We start from the raw sequence: 18587 nt of genomic DNA, 5'->3' as shown, positions 1-18587 counted from the left end.
TTAATAACGGACAGGAAGCCTCACCGATTTTCAAAATATTAAATTAGAGAACTCCTAATACCTTTTTCTTCTTAATCTTGTTTGGCTGTTCTTTTACAATTTGTTTTCCTTGAACAAGTAAGTCAGAATTATTCATAAAATAGTCAACTGTATCCAAATCAAATTTTTTCTTGATTTTAGAAAATGCTTGATCCATTTTAAAGTTTCGTTTTTTTATATTGTGTGCGTCAGATGCTATGAAGTGAGTTAAATTAGCCTCAATGAGTTTCATGGAGAGTTTTTGTATTTTACTTCCAAATTTCCCCATTAAACTAGATGTATTTATTTGAGTTAATGCTCCCTTTCTCACAAACTCATATATGAGATTCGGATTTTCAAAGATTTCTTGATTTCGTTCTGGATGTGCAATAATTGGAGTTAATCCTTCTAATTGAAGGTCATAAAAAAGTTGTTCTGTGAAATTTGGTACAATTGTCATTGGAAATTCTATTAAAATATATCGTCCGCCATCATTTAAAGATAAAATTTTCCCTTGTTTATACTCCGGTATGATGTCACCATATATACTGATTTCCTGGCCAGCTAACACTTTTAAAGATATCTTTTCTTTTTCAAATAGATTATTTAAATCTCGTACTCTATTTAAAATGTCTTGTTTGTTCGTTTCATATCTATGTTTCTGATGATGTGGTGTAGCAATAATAGTATGTATTCCCTCTTTCACGGCTAATTTTCCCATTTCAATGCTGTCACTTTCCTTTGCAGCTCCATCATCGATTCCTGGTAAAATATGAGAATGAATATCAATCATAAAATAATCCTTTCTTCCTATTATTAGAATTAGTGTTAATCACCATAATAATAACTAGCTTGAATTTTTCTTGAAATTTTTTTCTTATTTACAACAACTCCTAATAAGTCACTCTTTGAACTACTTAATAATTCCTTTGATTTTAATGCCTTTTCCTTTTCCGTTTTCGAACTAGCTATTACTAAAATCGAACTATCACATATATTGGCAACTATTTGAGCATCAGTTACCGCTAATAGAGGTGGAGTATCAAAAATAATTAAATCAAACTCTTGTTTAAGTTCTTCAATAAGATCCTTCATGATAATTGAAGATAGTAATTCTGCAGGATTAGGTGGGATAGGTCCACTAGTTAATATGAACAACCTCTCTTCTTCTGTACTTGTTATTACATTGGAAATATTTAGACTTTTAACTAATATGGAGGTTAATCCATATGCATTCGGTAAATTAAAAAGATAATGAATGTTCGGTTTTCTTAAATCAGCATCTACTAAGAGTACTTTTTTTCCCTGTTGTGCAAAAACAATGGCTAAATTAGCCGCTGTTGTTGTCTTTCCTTCTCCAGGATCTGATGAAGTCACCATAAGCAACTGAACTTCCTTATCTACCGTCGTATACTGAATATTTGTCCGTATTACTCGATACTGCTCAGAAATTGGAGATTTAGGGAGTGTTTGAGTGATTAATCTATTTTTATGAGTTAAGTGTTTTTTCTTTTTGTTTCTTCTAAATACCAATATTTTCACCTCTTTGATAAGCCCTTTTACTTTTTTTGTGTTTAGGTGATTTGTCTTTTGTATCTTCTATTAGTGTGATTACTCCTAAAACTGGTATTTGTAATAACGACTCTATATCTTCAGCACCTTTTACTGTATTATCAAAGTACTCCAAGATGAAGGATAAACCTACGGATATCAATAGACCTATTCCCAGTGCAATAGCAAAGTTCATTAAAGGTTTCGGCTTTACGGCCACTGGATTTTCACTAATTTTTGCTTTAGACAAAATCTTAACATTATCAATATTCATAATATTTATTATTTCTTTTTGAAAAATTTCAGATGTTGTGTTTGCTATATTTACAGCAAGTACTGGATCCTGGTCTTCAACAGTAATGTTCACTACTTGAGATTGTGCTTGATTGCTAACAGAAATTCTTTGGCTAAGATTCTCAGTAGAATAATCAAGGTTTAATTTTTCTTTTACTAACTGCAAAATAGCCGGACTTTTAATAATTACGTTGTATGTGTTAATTAATTGCAAATTTGTTTGCACTTCATTGTAATTAAATCCATCCTCTCCGTTCTGCGATTGATTTACTAGTAATTGTGTCGATGATTGATAAACCGGAGACAAATAAAAATATGTAACGATTGCACATATTATTCCTGATAAAAAAACAATTCCAAAAATCAGCTTCCATCTTTTCCATAATGTAAGGACTATTTCTTTTATACTAAAGGCTTCTTCCATTTTCCCCTCCACTTTTTGTAATTCGTTTTTCCCATAATATAACATTTACTCCAAAAATAAAACTATTTAATGAAAAATTTGTTCTTTATAACGAAAATTGAGTAAAAAGAACTACTTTTTCACTCTGTTTTTTCATTAATATCGCTTTCATAGTGAAAAAGAAGAGCAAATTATAATTTAGTGACTGAAAATTTATGAATATCTATCTAAAAATATCCATTCTTTATAAAATCTATAAATCTTTATGATTCATCACAAAAAAGCGAAATTCTACAAAAATAGAATTTCGCTTTTCCCTACTTATTTATTTCTTAAGTTATTTTTACCTATAATATTTTCTAGAGACTCCCACCCATAAGCAACCTCAAATACTTCTAATCCATCAATAAATTCTTCCCCTACCAACTTCGACGAAAATTTCTCATAAAATCCTCTCGTTTTATTATCTTTTAACACCCATACAAGCATTGATTGAAAACCAACATTGATTAAGTCTCTTGCTGTATGTAAAAACAATTCTTTTCCAATTCCACGAGCGTGGTTTTCAGCCAACAAATACAAGGTATATAATTCAGCATCATACGAATAGGCTTTGGTACGGTTCTCTCCACCCGAAGCAAAACCAACGATTTGATTATCCTCATTTACAGCTATATAAGTAAACCTATTTGGCACATTTTCTTCGAGAATTTTTTTCCACATATCTTCTCTTTTATCCACTTCCATATTGTCTAATATTTCGTCTTTAATAATTCCTTTATACGTCTCTTTCCAGGATTGAACTTGTACAGAGGCAATTCCTCTTTCATCCCCTATAACCGCTTTTCGAATCACCATGTATTTCTTCCCCCTTATAACACATTATGAAAACGTCTTAAACCTACAAGTTGAAAATTTAAATAAAAAGTCACTCACAACTCGTAAAAAATGCAATGTTGTGAGTGACTTAGGTTTATTTCTTCCACCAATCATCAAAAACCGTGATTGGTCCGAAACGTTTATGTTCAGTTTTAATATACCAATTTTCGATTTTTTGAGCAGCAGATTCGTTTACTTCTTTTCCTTCAATATAATCATCAATATCATCATATGTAACACCTAATGCGACTTCATCTGGAATTTGTGGTTTATCATCCTCTAAATCTGCCGTTGGTTTTTTCATGTACAAGTGCTCTGGACAACCTAGATATTTCAAAATAGCTTTCCCTTGACGTTTATTCAATCGATATAAAGGTGCCAAGTCACAAGCTCCATCACCATGTTTTGTAAAGAATCCTGTAATTGCTTCAGCCGCGTGATCTGTTCCAAGAACTACTCCTGAATAAACACCAGCTAAATCATACTGTACTTTCATACGCTCACGAGCCTTAACATTTCCCCTAAGGAAGTGAGTCATTTGTTTACCACTTGCAGTTTCAACCGATTTCACACTGGCATCGACAGCATCTTTAATATTAACAGTAACTGTAATACTTGGCTTAATCCACTGAATAGCATCCTGACAATCATCTTCATCCATTTGTACACCATATGGTAAACGAACAGCAACGAACGAGTACTCATTATTGCCAACTTCTTCGTTCAGTTCATTAATCGCCGTTTGTGCCATATAACCACAAAGAGTTGAGTCCTGACCACCTGATAGCCCCAAGACAACACTTTTAATAAATGGATATTTTTTCACATAATCTTTAATGAAATCTACACTTCTTCTAAATTCTTGTTCGGGATCTATTGTCGGTTTCGCTTTTAACACTTTAATAATTTCAGCTTGCAAAGGTCTCATTTGTCACACTTCTTTCTTTATTTGTAATTTTGATTTTAACATAACTATTCAACGTTTTTAACAGCTCCTACGTAAAATTCTTCTGTTTTAATAATCTCCACGCTAATGAACTCGAAGTTATTTGCAAAAAATCTCTACAGTCTTTATTTGATATGTTATCACTAAAAAGCAAACAATAATCATGTAATGCTTTTTTATGAGCATCTTTATCTTGATGATTGCATTGAAGGCATATCCAGCCTCCATAATACCTCTTCATAATAGCTGTTTGACATTTATTACATAGCACCCCTTTCATGACCTCATCCCGTGTAATAGCAAAACGTTCGATTATCGAGTCTTTTTTAGGTTTATGATGAGTTTTTATAGTTTTGAGACATTTTTTAGCACTTGGGGTTCAATCAATTTTTGTTGGTATTGTAAGTTCAATCTTTTCATTTTTTCAGGAATATAGTTTTTGTGTATAACCATATCCTTAATATTGATTATAGAAGAAGAAATAACTGAATGAGGATTACTGATAATAACTAGTGGAATGATAGGAAGAAGTGGGAGTTTTTTGCTTTGGAGCCAATATGTAAGCAATTGCTTATGTCGATTGATTTGTAGGATTGGATCAGGAAATGCATTCTCTACACCCTCAAAAGTTCGAATAAGTTGATGAAAATTTTGATCAAAATGCAAGTTACCTTGGATATTTTTCACTTCTAAAATAAGGAGAAACCTTTCGTTTATTATGAGCGTATCCATTTGAAAGTATTGATCATTTTGCCGTAATCTCACATCATGCAGTATATAGTATTCTTTTTGGGGAAGTGATTCTAAATAATAATCGATAGAAGTTTCACCTTTATAACCAGCTTGTAGTATTAAAAAATGCTCTTTGATTAGAGACCTTTTTGGGTGATTTGGAGAAAGTCGAGGAATAAGTGCTTGCAATTGCTGAATTACAAGTGGTACCTCACGTTCTTTTACAATCATAGCAACACACCTTTCTATTAATATATACAAATTTCGATAAGTGAATGAATTCTCCTGCAAAAACTGTCGATAATTCGAAGTTTTTTCATGTAAATGTTCTAACTCGGATAAGCTCGATATTGATGCACTATCTTTCTTGATTTGCGACTCTTCATTCAACTTTCTTCGCTTTCGGTTCAACTTTACATGATTGTGATTCAACTTCAACAACTTTTCGTTCAACTTTTGCACATTTTGGTTCAACTCCTTATCTTAGCGCAGTTTCAAGATAGATTAGTTTATGAAAAACCAGTTACTTATGCTCTCCCTTGCTTGATTTGCGACTCTTCATTCAACTTTCTTCGCTATCGGTTCAACTTTACATGATTGTGATTCAACTCCAGAGATTTTCCGTTCAACTTTTGCTTCATTATGTTCAACTCCTCCTTATCTTTGCGCAGTTTCAAGATAGATTAGTTTATGAAAAGCCAGTTACTTACGCTCTCCCTTGCTTGATTTGCGGCTCTTCATTCAACTTTCTTCGCTTTCGGTTCAACTTTACATGATTGTGATTCAACTTTAGAGATTTTCCGTTCAACTCCCTATCTTAGCGCAATTTCGCCAACTTCGATTTTTTTGGTTCAACTCCTATAATTAGCACTGTTTCACAGCCCCATTCATGAATAGATAAAACAAAAAACCAAAGACCTCCTATAGAAGTCTTTGGCTCATCCTTTTATACTGGATAAACACCGTGCTTTCTTTCGGTGAAGACGGTATTTTTGCTTTCGTACGCCTTAAATCGTTCGATTAATTCTGTTCGCAGATTACTTGGGTGGACGATGGCGTCAACAATCATTTCAGATGCTAAGTGGTAAATATCGATGTCTTGTCGATATTCCGCTCTCTTCAGTTCGATAAATGCAGCTCTTTCTTCAGGTGGTAATTCGGCAATTTTGTTGGCATAGACTGCATTAACTGCTGCTTCTGGTCCCATTACGGCAATGGCCGCTGTTGGAAGGGCTATACAGCAATCCGGTTCAAAGGCTGGGCCTGCCATAGCATAAAGACCAGCTCCATATGCTTTTCGAACAATTACCGAAATTTTCGGAACGGTTGCTTCGCTCATTGCCGAAATCATTTTTGCGCCATGTCGAATAATGCCTGCCTGTTCAACTTTCGTACCAATCATAAAGCCTGGTATATCTGCTAGGAATAATAAGGGAATATGGAAGGCATCACATAAAGTAGTAAATTTAGCTGCTTTATCAGCACTATCATGAAACAGAACGCCCCCTTTTACTTTCGGTTGGTTGGCGATAATACCGACAACTTTTCCATTTAAACGGGCAAACCCAGTGATCAATTCGGCTGCAAACAATTTTTTTATTTCTAGGAAACTATCCCGATCTACTAAGCCTTCGATAAAGTCATACATGTTAAAAGGAGCGTTTTGGTTTGCAGGTATGATTTCATCTAACTCGAATTCTAGCTTTGAACTTCTGCTATCAATGTCAGCTGGTTTTTCACTATAATTTTGTGGGAAATAACTTAAATAGCGGCGAGCAAACGATAACGCTTCTTCTTCATTCTCAACAAGAACGTCACCACAACCAGAAACGGAGCAGTGCATCTTAGCTCCACCCATCTGTTCAAGTGTAACTTTTTCACCAATAACCATCTCGGCCATACGAGGCGAACCTAAATACATAGATGCATTTCCATCAACCATTACAACTACATCGCAAAATGCTGGTATGTAAGCACCGCCAGCTGCTGAAGGACCAAATAACAAGCATATTTGTGGCACTCTACCAGAGAGCTTCACTTGATTGTAAAAAATCCTTCCTGCTCCACGTCTACCTGGAAACATTTCAACTTGATCGGTAATTCTTGCTCCCGCTGAATCGACCAAATATAGAATCGGTATATTTAGTTTAAGAGCGGTTTCTTGAATGCGTATGATTTTTTCTACAGTTCTAGCACCCCATGAGCCAGCTTTAACAGTTGAGTCATTAGCCATTACACATACTTTTCTTCCATGAATCGTACCTATTCCTGTGATTACTCCGTCTGAAGGTAATTCTCCATGATCACAATTGGCAAACATACTATCTTCAATCTTAAAGTTTTCATCAAATAATAAAGCCAAGCGTTCACGTGCATGTAACTTACCTTTAGCTTTATTAGCTTTATGATACTTATCACTTCCGCCTTGTTTAATTCTTTCCACTGTTTGAAAATACGTATTTTGCTTTGTCATATACCCCGCAACTCCTTCTCATTCACCTTTATAAATAGGTTTTCTTTTTTCTGAAAATGCTAGTAAGCCTTCCAAGCGATCTTTTGTAGGAATGGTAGCTTCATAGCATATTTCTTCTAGCTTTAACCCCGACTGCAAATCCATATCCATCCCATAATGAATTGCTCTTTTCGCTTGTTTTAAAGCAATTGGTCCATTTTGTATGATATTTGTAGCATACTGGTTTGCTTCTATTAATAGAGAATCATAATCCACTATTTTTGAGATTAAACCTATTTGCAAAGCTTCATTACTATCAATCTTCGCTGCTGTAAAAATCAGTTCCTTAGCTTTAGCAATACCAATTAATCTCGGTAATCTTTGCGTACCTCCTGCTCCAGGAATAATCGCTAAAGAGGTTTCTGGTAACCCAAAAATGGCATGTGGAACAGAGATTCTTATATCACATGCTAAAGCCATTTCTAAACCTCCACCAAGAGCGACTCCATTAATGGCCGCTATAACTGGCTGCGGGAGAGTCTCTAGCTTTGTAAACGTATGGCCGATAAGAGCAACCGTCTGCTTTACTTCATTCGAAATCATCTTTTTTCTTTCTTTTAAATCAGCTCCTGCACAAAATGCTTTTTGACCAGTTCCTGTTAAAATGACACAACGTATTGATGGATTTACAGAAATATCATCTAAAGTTGCGTTTAACTGTTGAAGTATTTCACTATTTAAAGAATTAGCAGCCGCTTCTCTTTGTAATGTGATTGTTGCAATTCCTTTTTCATCGGATATGAACGATATAGCTGGTTCCACTTGTATCCTCCCCCTTATTTTGTCATTTTCATTTGGTGACTACGTAAGGATTTACGTATACGATTTTGAATAAACACAGCTGCTACACGTAATTTCTCTTCGCTAATTCCCGTACTATAGCCCATATTATTGAGCATATGGACTAAATCATCCGTAGCAACATTACCGGAAGCTCCTGGTGCGTACGGGCAGCCACCTAAACCACCCAATGAGGAATCAAATGTCGTATAACCTAAATCTAATGATCTCAATATATTAGCGAGTGCCATTCCTCTCGTATCATGGAAATGAAGAGCAAAATGACTACGATCAAAATGCTTACCAATCTCTGTTAATGTTTTTTCGACTGAAACAGGATTCGCAATGCCAATTGTATCTCCTAAAGAAATTTCATTCACACCATACTGCAATAAGTGATCGCACGCTTCTAACACAGACTTTATGTTTACCTCTCCTTCATATGGACAGCCGAAAACAGTTGAAATATAGCCTCTGACAGTTTTCCCTGCCTTTAAGGCCTCGATAGCAACAGATTTTAATATCGGATATGTGTTCGTAATAGTTTTATTAATATTTTTTTGATTATGTGTTTCACTGGCTGACATAAAAATATTAATCTCATCCATATTAGATTCTAAAGCGGCTTCTAGACCTATTAAATTCGGAACTAAAGCAGCGTATGTAACACCTTTTTTCCTTTCAATACCTCGAGCTACTTCTTTCGCATCACTGAGCTGAGGAATCCAATTACGAGGGACAAATGAGGTTATTTCTATATAGGAAAGGCCTGTTTCGGAAAGATAATTAATCCATTGAATTTTTTGTTTAGAAGAGATGATTTCTTTTTCATTTTGTAAACCATCTCTAGGGCCGACTTCTTTGATCATTATTTTCTGATTATTCATCAGCTTCACCACTCATTCTGATTTATTATGATAGAATTCAAGCTTAGGTTTTTTGAATTAATAGAATAATAGAGAAGGAGAACGCCCTTAGTTGTACTAGGGCGCTATCACTTCCTATTCATTTTCCGAAAATGATTAGAATTTCCATTTATTCCAGTATTAACAACACGTTTCCTTCATCCACAAAATCATTTTCACCTACTCTTAATTCTGTAACCGTGCCAGCAGCTTCTGCAACAATCGGAATTTCCATTTTCATAGATTCTAAAGTGATGACTTCCTGTCCCTTTGCTACAGAATCTCCAACTTTAACATGTATTTTCCAAACGCTACCTGCCATACTTGCAGTAATTTCATTCATCTAACATTGCTCCCTTCCTTATTTAAATAGAATTGATTGACGAAACCAGTGGATGTGTTTCCTTTTAAAAATTCTTCATGTTGAACAACAGCTTGAACCATAGGAATGTTCGTTTTTATTCCCTCTACACGATAATGTTCCAAAGCAAATTGTAAATGTTCTATACATTCAGAACGGTTTTTTCCCGTAACAATCAGCTTGGCAAACATCCCATCATAAAATGGTGTGATTGTTGACCCAGCTTTGACTCCAATATCATGTCGAATATATGGTTCATTCGGGAGCTCGATGACTGTTATCTTGCCTGGAGTAGGAAAAAAGGTCTTTGGGTCCTCTGCATATAATCTTGCTTCGATAGCATGCCCTTGTAATGTGACATCATCTTGCAAGAAACCTAGCTTTTCTCCCGAAGCAATTTTTATTTGCTGTTCGACTATATCAATCCCCGTAATTTCTTCGGTAATCGGATGTTCGACTTGTAATCTTGTATTCATTTCTAAAAAGTAATAGTTCTTGGCCTCATCCATAATAAATTCAAAAGTTCCTGCATTTTCATAGCCTATAGCTAATGCAGCTTTCACCGCGGCACTCCCCATAGCTCTCCTAGTTTCTTCATCAACGATCGGTGAAGGTGCTTCTTCTATGACCTTTTGATTACGTCTTTGAATAGAGCATTCTCGTTCTCCTAAATAAACCGCCTGACCGTAGTGGTCTGCAAGTACTTGAATTTCAATATGTCGTGGATTTTCAATTAATTTCTCAAGAAACATTTCATTATTATTAAAAAATGTTTCAGCTCGTTTTTGATGGCCAGCAAAAGCTTTTCTTAATTCATTTTCATTATGCACCGCTCCCATTCCAATGCCGCCTCCACCGGCAGATGCCTTAAGCATAATTGGGTAGCCAATTTTATCTGCTTCAATAGCCGCCTCCTCTACATCTTTCAAAGGAAAAGAAATACCAGGAACAAGCGGTAAACTTGCTTCTTTCATTGTTTTTCTAGCTTGAATTTTACTTCCCATTTTTTCAATAACTTCCGGTTTAGGTCCAATAAAAATGATGGACTCTTCCAAGCATCTTTCTGCAAACTTCGCATTTTCACTCACAAATCCATAGCCAGGATGAATAGCTTCACATTGAGCTAATTTTGCTATTTCTATGATTTTTTCGATATTATTATAGCTATCCTGAGGTCTGGGACCACCTAATAGATACGCTTCATCTGCTTCTTTTACAAAGGGAGCTAGATGATCTGCTTCAGAATATACTGCAACAGTCATAATATTCATTTTTTTACATGTTCGAATAATTCGAACGGCTATTTCTCCTCTATTAGCTATTAGTATTTTCTTAAACAAAATATCACCCCTTTGAATGGATTCTTTCTTCAGATAGCTCACGAAGTTTATATTTTTGAATTTTTCCAGAGGCTGTCATCGGATAGGCTTTTGTAAACTCAATATATCGTGGAATTTTATGATAAGAAATTTTCCCTTTACAGAAATTGCGAATATCTTCCGCCTTTATATCCTCACCCTCTTTAACAATAATCCATGCCATAACCTCTTCACCATAGACCGCATCTGGTACCCCAACTACTTGAACATCCAATATTTTCGGATGAGTATATAAAAATTCTTCGATTTCACGTGGATAAATGTTTTCTCCACCGCGAATAATCATATCTTTCAAACGGCCAGTTACCATTACATATCCATCTTCATTCATAACAGCTAAATCACCTGTATGAAGCCAATTATCTTCATCAATTACTTCTCTTGTTGCTTCTTCGTTTTTATAATAGCCTTTCATTACATGGTAACCACGAGTACATAGTTCTCCTTGGACACCAAACGCTACTTCTTGATTTGTTCCAGGCTCGATAATTTTCACCTCTACATTAGGTAATGCTCTCCCTACTGATGAAACACGGAGCTCAATTGGGTCATCTGTCCGTGTTTGAGTGATAACTGGTGAGCTTTCAGTTTGACCGTACGCAATCGTAATTTCACTGGCCCCCATTTTTTCAACGACTGCTTTCATGACTTCAATCGGACAGTTAGAACCTGCCATTATACCGGTTCTTAATGAAGATAAATCGTACAAATCAAATGAATCTAAGTTCAGCTCATTAATAAACATTGTCGGGACACCATGTAATGCCGTACAGTTTTCATTTTGAACAGTTTCTAAAACTTGAGCAGCATCAAATTCCTGAATAGGAACCATTGTTCCCCCAACAGTTACACAGGCTAATGTTCCTAACACACAGCCAAAGCAATGAAAAAAAGGCACTGGAATACACATGATATCTTCATTTGTCAGCTTCATACTTTCAGCTATATTTCTTGCATTATTCACTAGATTAGAGTGTGTTAGCATTACTCCCTTTGGAAAGCCTGTTGTACCCGAAGTATATTGCATGTTAATCACATCATCATAATGAAGAGAATTCAATCGAACCTTAAGTTCTTCATCAGTTACTTTCTGTCCCATTTCTAAAATATGATTCCATGAGAAAGCTCCTGGATATTCTTTTTCTCCTAATACAATAATATTTTTTAAAAATGGTAGTTTTTTAGATTGTAAAGCGCCTGGTTGAGCCAATTTTAACTCTGGCACTATTTTGTATAATGTATCCATGTAACTATGCGTTTTAAAGGCATCAATTAAAATTAAAGTAGTACTATCGGATTGACGTAATAAGTATTCTAATTCTTTCTCTTGGTAATTCGTGTTAACCGTTACTAATACTGCCCCCATTTTTCCTGTTGAAAACTGTGATATCAGCCATTCTGGAGTATTGGTAGACCATATGGCAACATGCTCTCCTTTTTCAATTCCAAGTGACATGAAACCTTTGGCTGCCATTTCACAAATATGATTAAACTCTGCATACGTATAACGAAGATTCCGATCATGATATACAACCGCTTCTCTATTTGGTTGTTTTTCTGCCTTTTCTTGAAGTAATTGTCCAATTGTTGTATGTAAAATACTAGACATAACTTCACCCTTCCTTATTAAGGCTTGCACATTATTTTTATTTATTCGCAATACTTTTAATATTGTTTTATTTACTAATAGAGAGGCAAATTTCAGAATTCTAACAACCTAATTGTCTAGCGATAACAAGTCTTTGTATTTCTGATGTCCCCTCTCCAATTTCTAATAATTTGGCATCTCTTAAAAACCTCTCAACTTCATACTCACGCATATAGCCGTATCCGCCATGAATTTGAATTGCTTGATTGCAAGTGCGGAATGCCATTTCAGTAGCAAAAAGTTTGGCATATGCACTTTCTTTTGTAAATGGTTTACCTTGATCCTTCAGCCAAGCGGCTTTATAAACCATATTACGCGCTAACTCTATTTCCATTGCCATATCAGCTAATTTAAATTGAATGGCTTGAAATGATGAAATTGACTGTCCAAATTGCTTTCTTTCCTTGGCATATTGAAGTGCCTTTTCAAATGCACCTTGTGCTAATCCAACCGCTAAAGCAGCAATGGAAATCCGTCCACCATCCAGTGTATAAAGAAATTGTTTAAAGCCCTTTTTTGAATCTCCTAAAATATTTTCTTTTGGAACTCGAACATTATCTAATACAATTTGTGTCGTATCTGAAGCCCGTACTCCCATTTTTTCATAAGGAGTTGTAATAGACATACCTGGTGTTCCAGCTGGAATAAGTAGGGCAGAAATAATATTCTTGCCTCTCTCATCCTTACCAGTTACTGCTGTAACCGTTACTGTTTTTGCATAAGATGCATTAGTGATCCAGCACTTTTCACCGTTTATTACATATTCATCTCCATCTATTTCCGCTTTTGTTTGTGTTCCACCCGCATCAGATCCAGCATTTGGCTCTGTCAAACCGAACGCGGCTATCCCCTCTCCACTAGCTAGAGGTACCAAATACTTTTGTTTTTGTTCTTCGGATCCAAAGTAGTAGATTGGACTTGCTCCCAAGGAAACTGCTGCCGCATAACTTAACCCAGTACCTCCACAAACTTTACCGATTTCCTCCACTGCAATAGCATAAGAAATCGTATCTGCTCCGGAGCCACCATATTTTTCAGGAAAAGGTATTCCTAATAGACCTAACTCCCCCATTCTTTTAAATAAATGTTGAGAAAATCGAGCTTCTCGGTCTAATTCTATGGCTATTGGCTTTATTTCTTTTGTTGCAAATTCTTGTACCATTTCTTTAATCATTTGTTGCTCTTTTGTTAATGTGAATTCCATTGACGTTCCTCCCTTAATTGACCGACTAATCGGTCTGTTGTGAACAAACGTAATTTCTATTCATCGTATGTAATTGATAAGGAGCATAAGAAAGATTACGTTTGGCTTTTTCCGTCCATATAGATTGAAAAATAATGTCTGCATATATGGCAGCGATTTCCTCGATGGTACTTTCGCCATTAGGTCTATACCATTTATATGTCCAGTTCACGATCCCTAGAATAGACATTGCTGTTATACCAACTGGTAACTCTGAACGAAATTCTCCTTCATCCATACCTGCTTGTAATACTTCGAAAATAATCTTTCGATAGCGATTTCTTTTTTCTTTAATAATTGTTACATACTGTGGTTTTAAATAATTGCTTTCTTGATAGAATACTGATATATGAGGTTTATAGAGGTCAAACACTTTTACAAATGAATGAATAATTCTATGAAGTTTCACTGTTGGAGAATCACTTGTTGCTATTACTTCTTCAGCATTTCTTAATACATAAGAAATAAAATAATCATGAATGACATAAAGTAATTCATCTTTTGATTGAAAATAATGATAAAATCCACCTTTAGATGTCCCGCTATGTTCTACAATTTGATGAACAGAAACACCATGAAAACCGTGCTTTTCAAATAAATACAAAGACGATTCAATAATCTTATCCTTTAATTCCGATTTATTCACCTCCGATTACCATAGTGTAAACGTTTACATTTATCACATGAATATTTTACCATTTTTTTTGCTTTTGTCAATTCAACAGGAAATTTAATATGGAAGCCGTTTTCGCAAACTTTATTACCTAGAACATTTCGTTCCAGTGTACTTACTTTTTATTACTTGGTGATCGTTGATTCCACACGGAGCTAGATATACCTCACATTTTTGATACCCTTTTTTAAAATAGCTTGTTTATCAAACTCTTACATAAAAAAGTTCTACCGAAAAGAATCGATAGAACTTTTATCATTAACGATACCATTCAACTTCATTTGGACAATCAAGAAACACTTGATGTAATGGGATCTCTTCCATTGAATGATAGATATCATAGAAGAAATCATCACACTCTGGATTATGCATCGCGTTTTCCCAATGTGATTCTAAATAATAACGGAAACAATCACCCATCTCAAGCTCATATTTTGTATAGACAGTTTTCGTTGAAAGATCAGCTAGTATAACAGTGAGCGTTTTCCCTAATCCTTTATATGAAGCAATACTTGTTTCAAAGGGATTGTAAGGTAATTTATACAACTGATCTTCACCAAAACAAACAATTGAAAATATAGCATCACCTAGTTCATAAAAACGAAAACGTACTTTTTGACTATTAATGCTAGCAATTTCATGGTTGGTAGGATTCTTTTTACTAATACAAACATACACATTTTTGCTTTCATCAACGAAAAAATTAACCTGTTCTTTTTCAAAGCATGTTTTTATGGAATCTGAAATTGTCCAATTTAATGTAGAACTCATTAGCATAGCTTTTCACTTCCATTCTCGTCGTTTTTTTAATAAACTTATAACTTTGAAACTACTATTTACATACCCTATTATCCTTGTGAATAAATACACATATATAAAATTATCAAAAAATATTTTCTAATAATTGAACGTCTACTCTTAAATGACTGTTTATTAAATGAAGCATAAATAAAAGCAGCTGAAGAAATAGTGCTTTATCTTCACCTGCTTTATTAGTTTCTCTTACATTAACCAACACAATTAATTCTATGATTTGATAAGGAATTCATGGTATCGGTTACATCTAAACCATTATTCTTTAAGTAATTTCGTGGCGTGCCAAAATAGATGACTTGATTATATTTTGCTATGATACTATCAAAATGTATAAAAATAGGAAAATCCAAAAACCAAGGTAAATGATGATAAAACGCATTATCGCCTGCAATAATAGCTCGTAATGCCTTTTCCATTTCCATTTTAAAGATCATATACCGAATTTGCGAAGTATTTTCATCGAATTCTCCACCTGTCACATACACTTTACCGATTAAAGCATACTGTCCCAAGTGTGGTACCCATGTAGCTATTACTTCGTCTCTCATATCCGTTAGATTACTCTCATCATATGAGTATCCTATACTAACAAAAATATGACCACTAACATCATCATGTGTTACAGTATATTTTCTACCCTCAACAGGTGCAAATTCTGTTGCTGGTGGAAGTATTGTTGTAGACAATTGATTATTCCTAATTCTTGTCATCATCCTCTACCCCTTTTCCGCTATAAACATACTGTATCGTATGACAAATGCCCATATATGGTGAACATCAAATAGCGACCAATAAAAATGTTTCATTTCAAACATTGAAAGGTAAAGATATAAAAAACTATTGGGGGAATGACTTATGCAACAACCTAGAATGAAAAATATAATTATTGACCACAAAGAGAAACAATCAGTTGAAGAATTAGCCAATATGCTTGAAATGATCGCTCAGAAATTGAAACAGCAAGCGAAATTCACATTTGTTCGAAATGAAAAAGAAATAGAAGTTTGTCCAAAAGGAACGGTTAAAACAGAAATAAAATATACGAATAAAGGCTCAAAACACTCATTTGAAATAGAATTTGATTGGGATGAAGCTACAATAGAAAAAAGTAAACTTGAAATACGATAAAACCAATAGAGGGGTCTCAAAAGTTATGCTCCATCACTTTTGGACCCCTCTACGCTTCTATTACATAATTTTTAGCAATCATCTTTTTTATGAGTGTATTTTACCTTGTTTATAAAAGCTGATGTATCTTTGCCGAGGAGGCTCACCCGCCTGCCTCACGGAAAGCAAGTATCCTGCAATGGAATTCAACTAAACGTATAACACAATTTCTTTTGAGTCTATTTCTCTATTAAACTATTCCATTCTTTTTCGAAAACGAACTATCTTACTATTTTCACCTACTACAAAAAAGCGGTCTCCTTGTTGAAAAATAACGTTGGCGAAATGTGTTACAATCGGTTTATCTTCTCGAATAATTAATGATACTGTAAGATCATACTTTCTTGAAAAGTCTAATTCGCTTAATGATTTACCAAATAATCTTGATGGAACCTCCATCTCCACTATCGATACATCCTTCGTAATTTCTAAATATTCTAATACACCATTCATCATTTCTTGCCGTGCTACTTTCTTTCCTGCTTCTTCTTCAGGATAGATCACACGGTCGGCACCTATACTTTGTAATATTTCGCCGACTTCTCTATTAATTGCCTTAGAAACGATTCTTTTTGCATTTCTTTCTTTCATTTTTTTCGTTATTAATATGGCAGAATAGGCATCTGTTCCTATCGCGATAAAAACTGTATCGAATTCCTCGATTTTTATTTGATCTAATACATCATTATCTCGAAAATCACCAATTAAACAATGTGTTGTATATTGGTCTATTTCGTCTAATTTCTTCTCATCTGTATCACCAACAACAACATCAGCATTTTGTTTAAATAATTCTTTAATGATTCCTGTCCCATATCTTCCTGCTCCAATTATTAAAAACTGTTTCATTATTTCACCTTCCTCTTAACCGACTGCAATGTCTTCTTTAAGATATTTAACTTTTGAGCTTTCAACTCTAAATACAAAATAAATAAGTGTAAAAATACCGATTCTACCGATTACCATCAAACATATTAAAATACATTTAGATACTGCTGCGAGCTGATCAGTAATCCCCATAGACAGCCCTGTGTTCGTTAATGCCGAAATTACTTCAAATGATATTTGCTCGATTGGAGCTTTTTCAAATAAAGTTAAGATAACCGTTGAAGTAAAAATAAATAATATGAAACTTATAAAAATAAGAAAAGATTTATTAATTGTCTCTTGTGAGATTGTTTTTTTGTAGATAACCGTGTGCTCTTGTGATTTCGCAACGGAAATCATTTTAGCAATTAAAACAGCAAATGTCGTTAACCTTATTCCACCGCCTGTACTTGACGAAGCTCCTCCGATAAACATTAATAAAGATATGATTAAAACAGTTGTTATAGTTATAGTTGATAAATCAATTGTTGATAATCCTCCATTTCTGCTTGTAGCAGATAAAAAGACCGCATTTGAAAACTTGTCGATAAGAGAAAGCTTATCAAATGCTCCTTTATATTCAAGAAAAAAATATATAATTGTACCAAAACATAATAAAATAAAATGTAATCTTATGTTAATTTTTGTAAATAAACTTTTTCTTTTCTTAAAAGAAAATATGTATTCGATAATCGTCGGATAACCTATACTTCCTAAAAAAATGGTCGCCGATGTAGTTAATAATACGATGGGATTATGTTGGAAACTAGAAAAGCCACCGTCAAATAAGTCAAACCCTGCATTAGTAAAACTGGCGACAACATGAAATGTCGTAATAAAAACGGCATCCTTCGTTGATGAATAATAAGGCTCAATCTGCCCATACATCATTAAAAAAGCTATAGTTTCAATAAGAAGTGCAATGATTAACACAGAGAAACTTAAAGATTTAATCGTCTTTAAATTGGTTTGATTTTGATCTCGAGATATTAATATCATGCTAGACATCGTCATTCTTTTACCCATCATTAAAAACAAATAACTAATTAATACAAGAATTCCGATTCCACCTAATTGCATTTCAAAAATGAGCAATGCTTGTCCCCATCTTGTCAATTCATCGGCGACATTGATTGTCGATAAGCCTGTCACACTAAGTGCACTTGTAGAAACAAACAATGAATCGATTATTGATAATGAATCAACTCTAGCAAAAGGTAATAAGTACAAAAATCCAAAAATAAAAATAACCGTTATGTATATTAAAAAGATTGAACGAAATGATTTAATGGTGGATTTGGTAAGCAGCATTTTTAGCCTCCTTCTATTTAGAATAATACTATTTTTCATATACCACAATAATTGAAATAGAATCATAATATTATATAATGAACGATAATATCGTTAAACTAT

19 protein-coding genes are annotated in these 18587 nt (G+C 34.3%); 1 reads left to right on the top strand and 18 read right to left on the bottom strand.

The window, feature by feature from the left end; translation table 11 throughout:
* Window positions 1-43 precede the first annotated feature (43 nt).
* The 16 genes from BN349_RS06235 to BN349_RS06155 all read right to left on the bottom strand — a co-directional run bounded on the left by BN349_RS06235 (window position 44) and on the right by BN349_RS06155 (window position 15853).
* Window positions 44-811: a tyrosine-protein phosphatase gene (locus BN349_RS06235; RefSeq protein WP_019241423.1), complete on the bottom strand. Its 768-nt coding sequence runs from the start codon at window positions 809-811 to the stop codon at window positions 44-46.
* A 35-nt stretch (window positions 812-846) separates the two neighbouring features.
* A complete protein-coding gene (locus BN349_RS06230) occupies window positions 847-1551 on the bottom strand; it encodes a CpsD/CapB family tyrosine-protein kinase (protein WP_019241422.1) in 705 nt (234 codons plus the stop codon).
* Window positions 1541-2287, bottom strand: a complete 747-nt coding sequence (locus BN349_RS06225) for a YveK family protein (RefSeq protein WP_019241421.1) — start codon at window positions 2285-2287, stop codon at window positions 1541-1543. The genes BN349_RS06230 and BN349_RS06225 overlap by 11 nt, the downstream gene beginning before the upstream one ends.
* Before the next feature lie 300 nt (window positions 2288-2587).
* On the bottom strand, window positions 2588-3124 hold the full coding sequence (locus tag BN349_RS06220) for a GNAT family N-acetyltransferase (RefSeq protein WP_019241420.1): 537 nt from the start codon (window positions 3122-3124) through the stop codon (window positions 2588-2590).
* A gap of 115 nt (window positions 3125-3239) precedes the next feature.
* On the bottom strand, window positions 3240-4073 hold the full coding sequence (gene nadE / locus BN349_RS06215) for an ammonia-dependent NAD(+) synthetase (protein WP_019241419.1): 834 nt from the start codon (window positions 4071-4073) through the stop codon (window positions 3240-3242).
* 363 nt (window positions 4074-4436) lie between these two features.
* Window positions 4437-5285, bottom strand: coding sequence for a nuclease-related domain-containing protein (locus tag BN349_RS23455; protein ID WP_019241417.1), 849 nt, complete (start codon window positions 5283-5285; stop codon window positions 4437-4439).
* A 484-nt stretch (window positions 5286-5769) separates the two neighbouring features.
* Complete coding sequence (locus BN349_RS06205; RefSeq protein WP_019241416.1) at window positions 5770-7296, bottom strand: acyl-CoA carboxylase subunit beta; 1527 nt, start codon at window positions 7294-7296, stop codon at window positions 5770-5772.
* 18 nt (window positions 7297-7314) lie between these two features.
* The gene (locus BN349_RS06200) at window positions 7315-8097 is read right to left on the bottom strand and encodes an enoyl-CoA hydratase (RefSeq protein ID WP_019241415.1); all 783 of its coding nucleotides are present in this window, start codon (window positions 8095-8097) and stop codon (window positions 7315-7317) included.
* 14 nt (window positions 8098-8111) lie between these two features.
* Window positions 8112-9002 carry a hydroxymethylglutaryl-CoA lyase gene (locus BN349_RS06195; RefSeq protein WP_019241414.1) on the bottom strand — a complete coding sequence of 297 codons (891 nt, stop codon included), beginning with the start codon at window positions 9000-9002 and terminating at the stop codon, window positions 8112-8114.
* Window positions 9003-9150: 148 nt separating this feature from the next.
* Entirely contained in the window at window positions 9151-9363 is a 213-nt protein-coding gene (locus tag BN349_RS06190; RefSeq protein ID WP_019241413.1) for an acetyl-CoA carboxylase biotin carboxyl carrier protein subunit, read from the bottom strand.
* On the bottom strand, window positions 9360-10721 hold the full coding sequence (locus BN349_RS06185; protein ID WP_019241412.1) for an acetyl-CoA carboxylase biotin carboxylase subunit: 1362 nt from the start codon (window positions 10719-10721) through the stop codon (window positions 9360-9362). The genes BN349_RS06190 and BN349_RS06185 overlap by 4 nt, the downstream gene beginning before the upstream one ends.
* Before the next feature lie 4 nt (window positions 10722-10725).
* Window positions 10726-12369: an AMP-binding protein gene (locus BN349_RS06180; RefSeq protein WP_019241411.1), complete on the bottom strand. Its 1644-nt coding sequence runs from the start codon at window positions 12367-12369 to the stop codon at window positions 10726-10728.
* A 100-nt stretch (window positions 12370-12469) separates the two neighbouring features.
* Window positions 12470-13612 carry an acyl-CoA dehydrogenase family protein gene (locus tag BN349_RS06175; protein ID WP_019241410.1) on the bottom strand — a complete coding sequence of 381 codons (1143 nt, stop codon included), beginning with the start codon at window positions 13610-13612 and terminating at the stop codon, window positions 12470-12472.
* A gap of 25 nt (window positions 13613-13637) precedes the next feature.
* Window positions 13638-14297: a TetR/AcrR family transcriptional regulator gene (locus BN349_RS06170; protein ID WP_019241409.1), complete on the bottom strand. Its 660-nt coding sequence runs from the start codon at window positions 14295-14297 to the stop codon at window positions 13638-13640.
* Window positions 14298-14582: 285 nt separating this feature from the next.
* A complete protein-coding gene (locus tag BN349_RS06165; protein ID WP_019241408.1) occupies window positions 14583-15101 on the bottom strand; it encodes a hypothetical protein in 519 nt (172 codons plus the stop codon).
* Window positions 15102-15331: 230 nt separating this feature from the next.
* Complete coding sequence (locus BN349_RS06155; RefSeq protein WP_232423520.1) at window positions 15332-15853, bottom strand: staygreen family protein; 522 nt, start codon at window positions 15851-15853, stop codon at window positions 15332-15334.
* A gap of 142 nt (window positions 15854-15995) precedes the next feature.
* Between BN349_RS06155 and BN349_RS06150 the strand changes: the two genes are divergently transcribed.
* Window positions 15996-16268 carry an amphi-Trp domain-containing protein gene (locus BN349_RS06150; RefSeq protein ID WP_019241405.1) on the top strand — a complete coding sequence of 91 codons (273 nt, stop codon included), beginning with the start codon at window positions 15996-15998 and terminating at the stop codon, window positions 16266-16268.
* 234 nt (window positions 16269-16502) lie between these two features.
* Here the strand turns inward: BN349_RS06150 and BN349_RS23450 are convergent, their stop codons facing one another.
* Window positions 16503-17156 carry a potassium channel family protein gene (locus BN349_RS23450; protein ID WP_019241404.1) on the bottom strand — a complete coding sequence of 218 codons (654 nt, stop codon included), beginning with the start codon at window positions 17154-17156 and terminating at the stop codon, window positions 16503-16505.
* Between the two features lie 15 nt (window positions 17157-17171).
* A complete protein-coding gene (locus tag BN349_RS06140) occupies window positions 17172-18485 on the bottom strand; it encodes a TrkH family potassium uptake protein (RefSeq protein ID WP_019241403.1) in 1314 nt (437 codons plus the stop codon).
* Between the last annotated feature and the right edge of the window lie 102 nt (window positions 18486-18587).

Origin of the sequence: Bacillus sp. AP8, from assembly GCF_000321185.1 — a bacterium.
In the GTDB taxonomy this organism is placed as follows: domain Bacteria; phylum Bacillota; class Bacilli; order Bacillales; family DSM-1321; genus Bacillus_AD; species Bacillus_AD massilioanorexius.
This window is presented reverse-complemented; position numbering and strand designations above follow the sequence as displayed.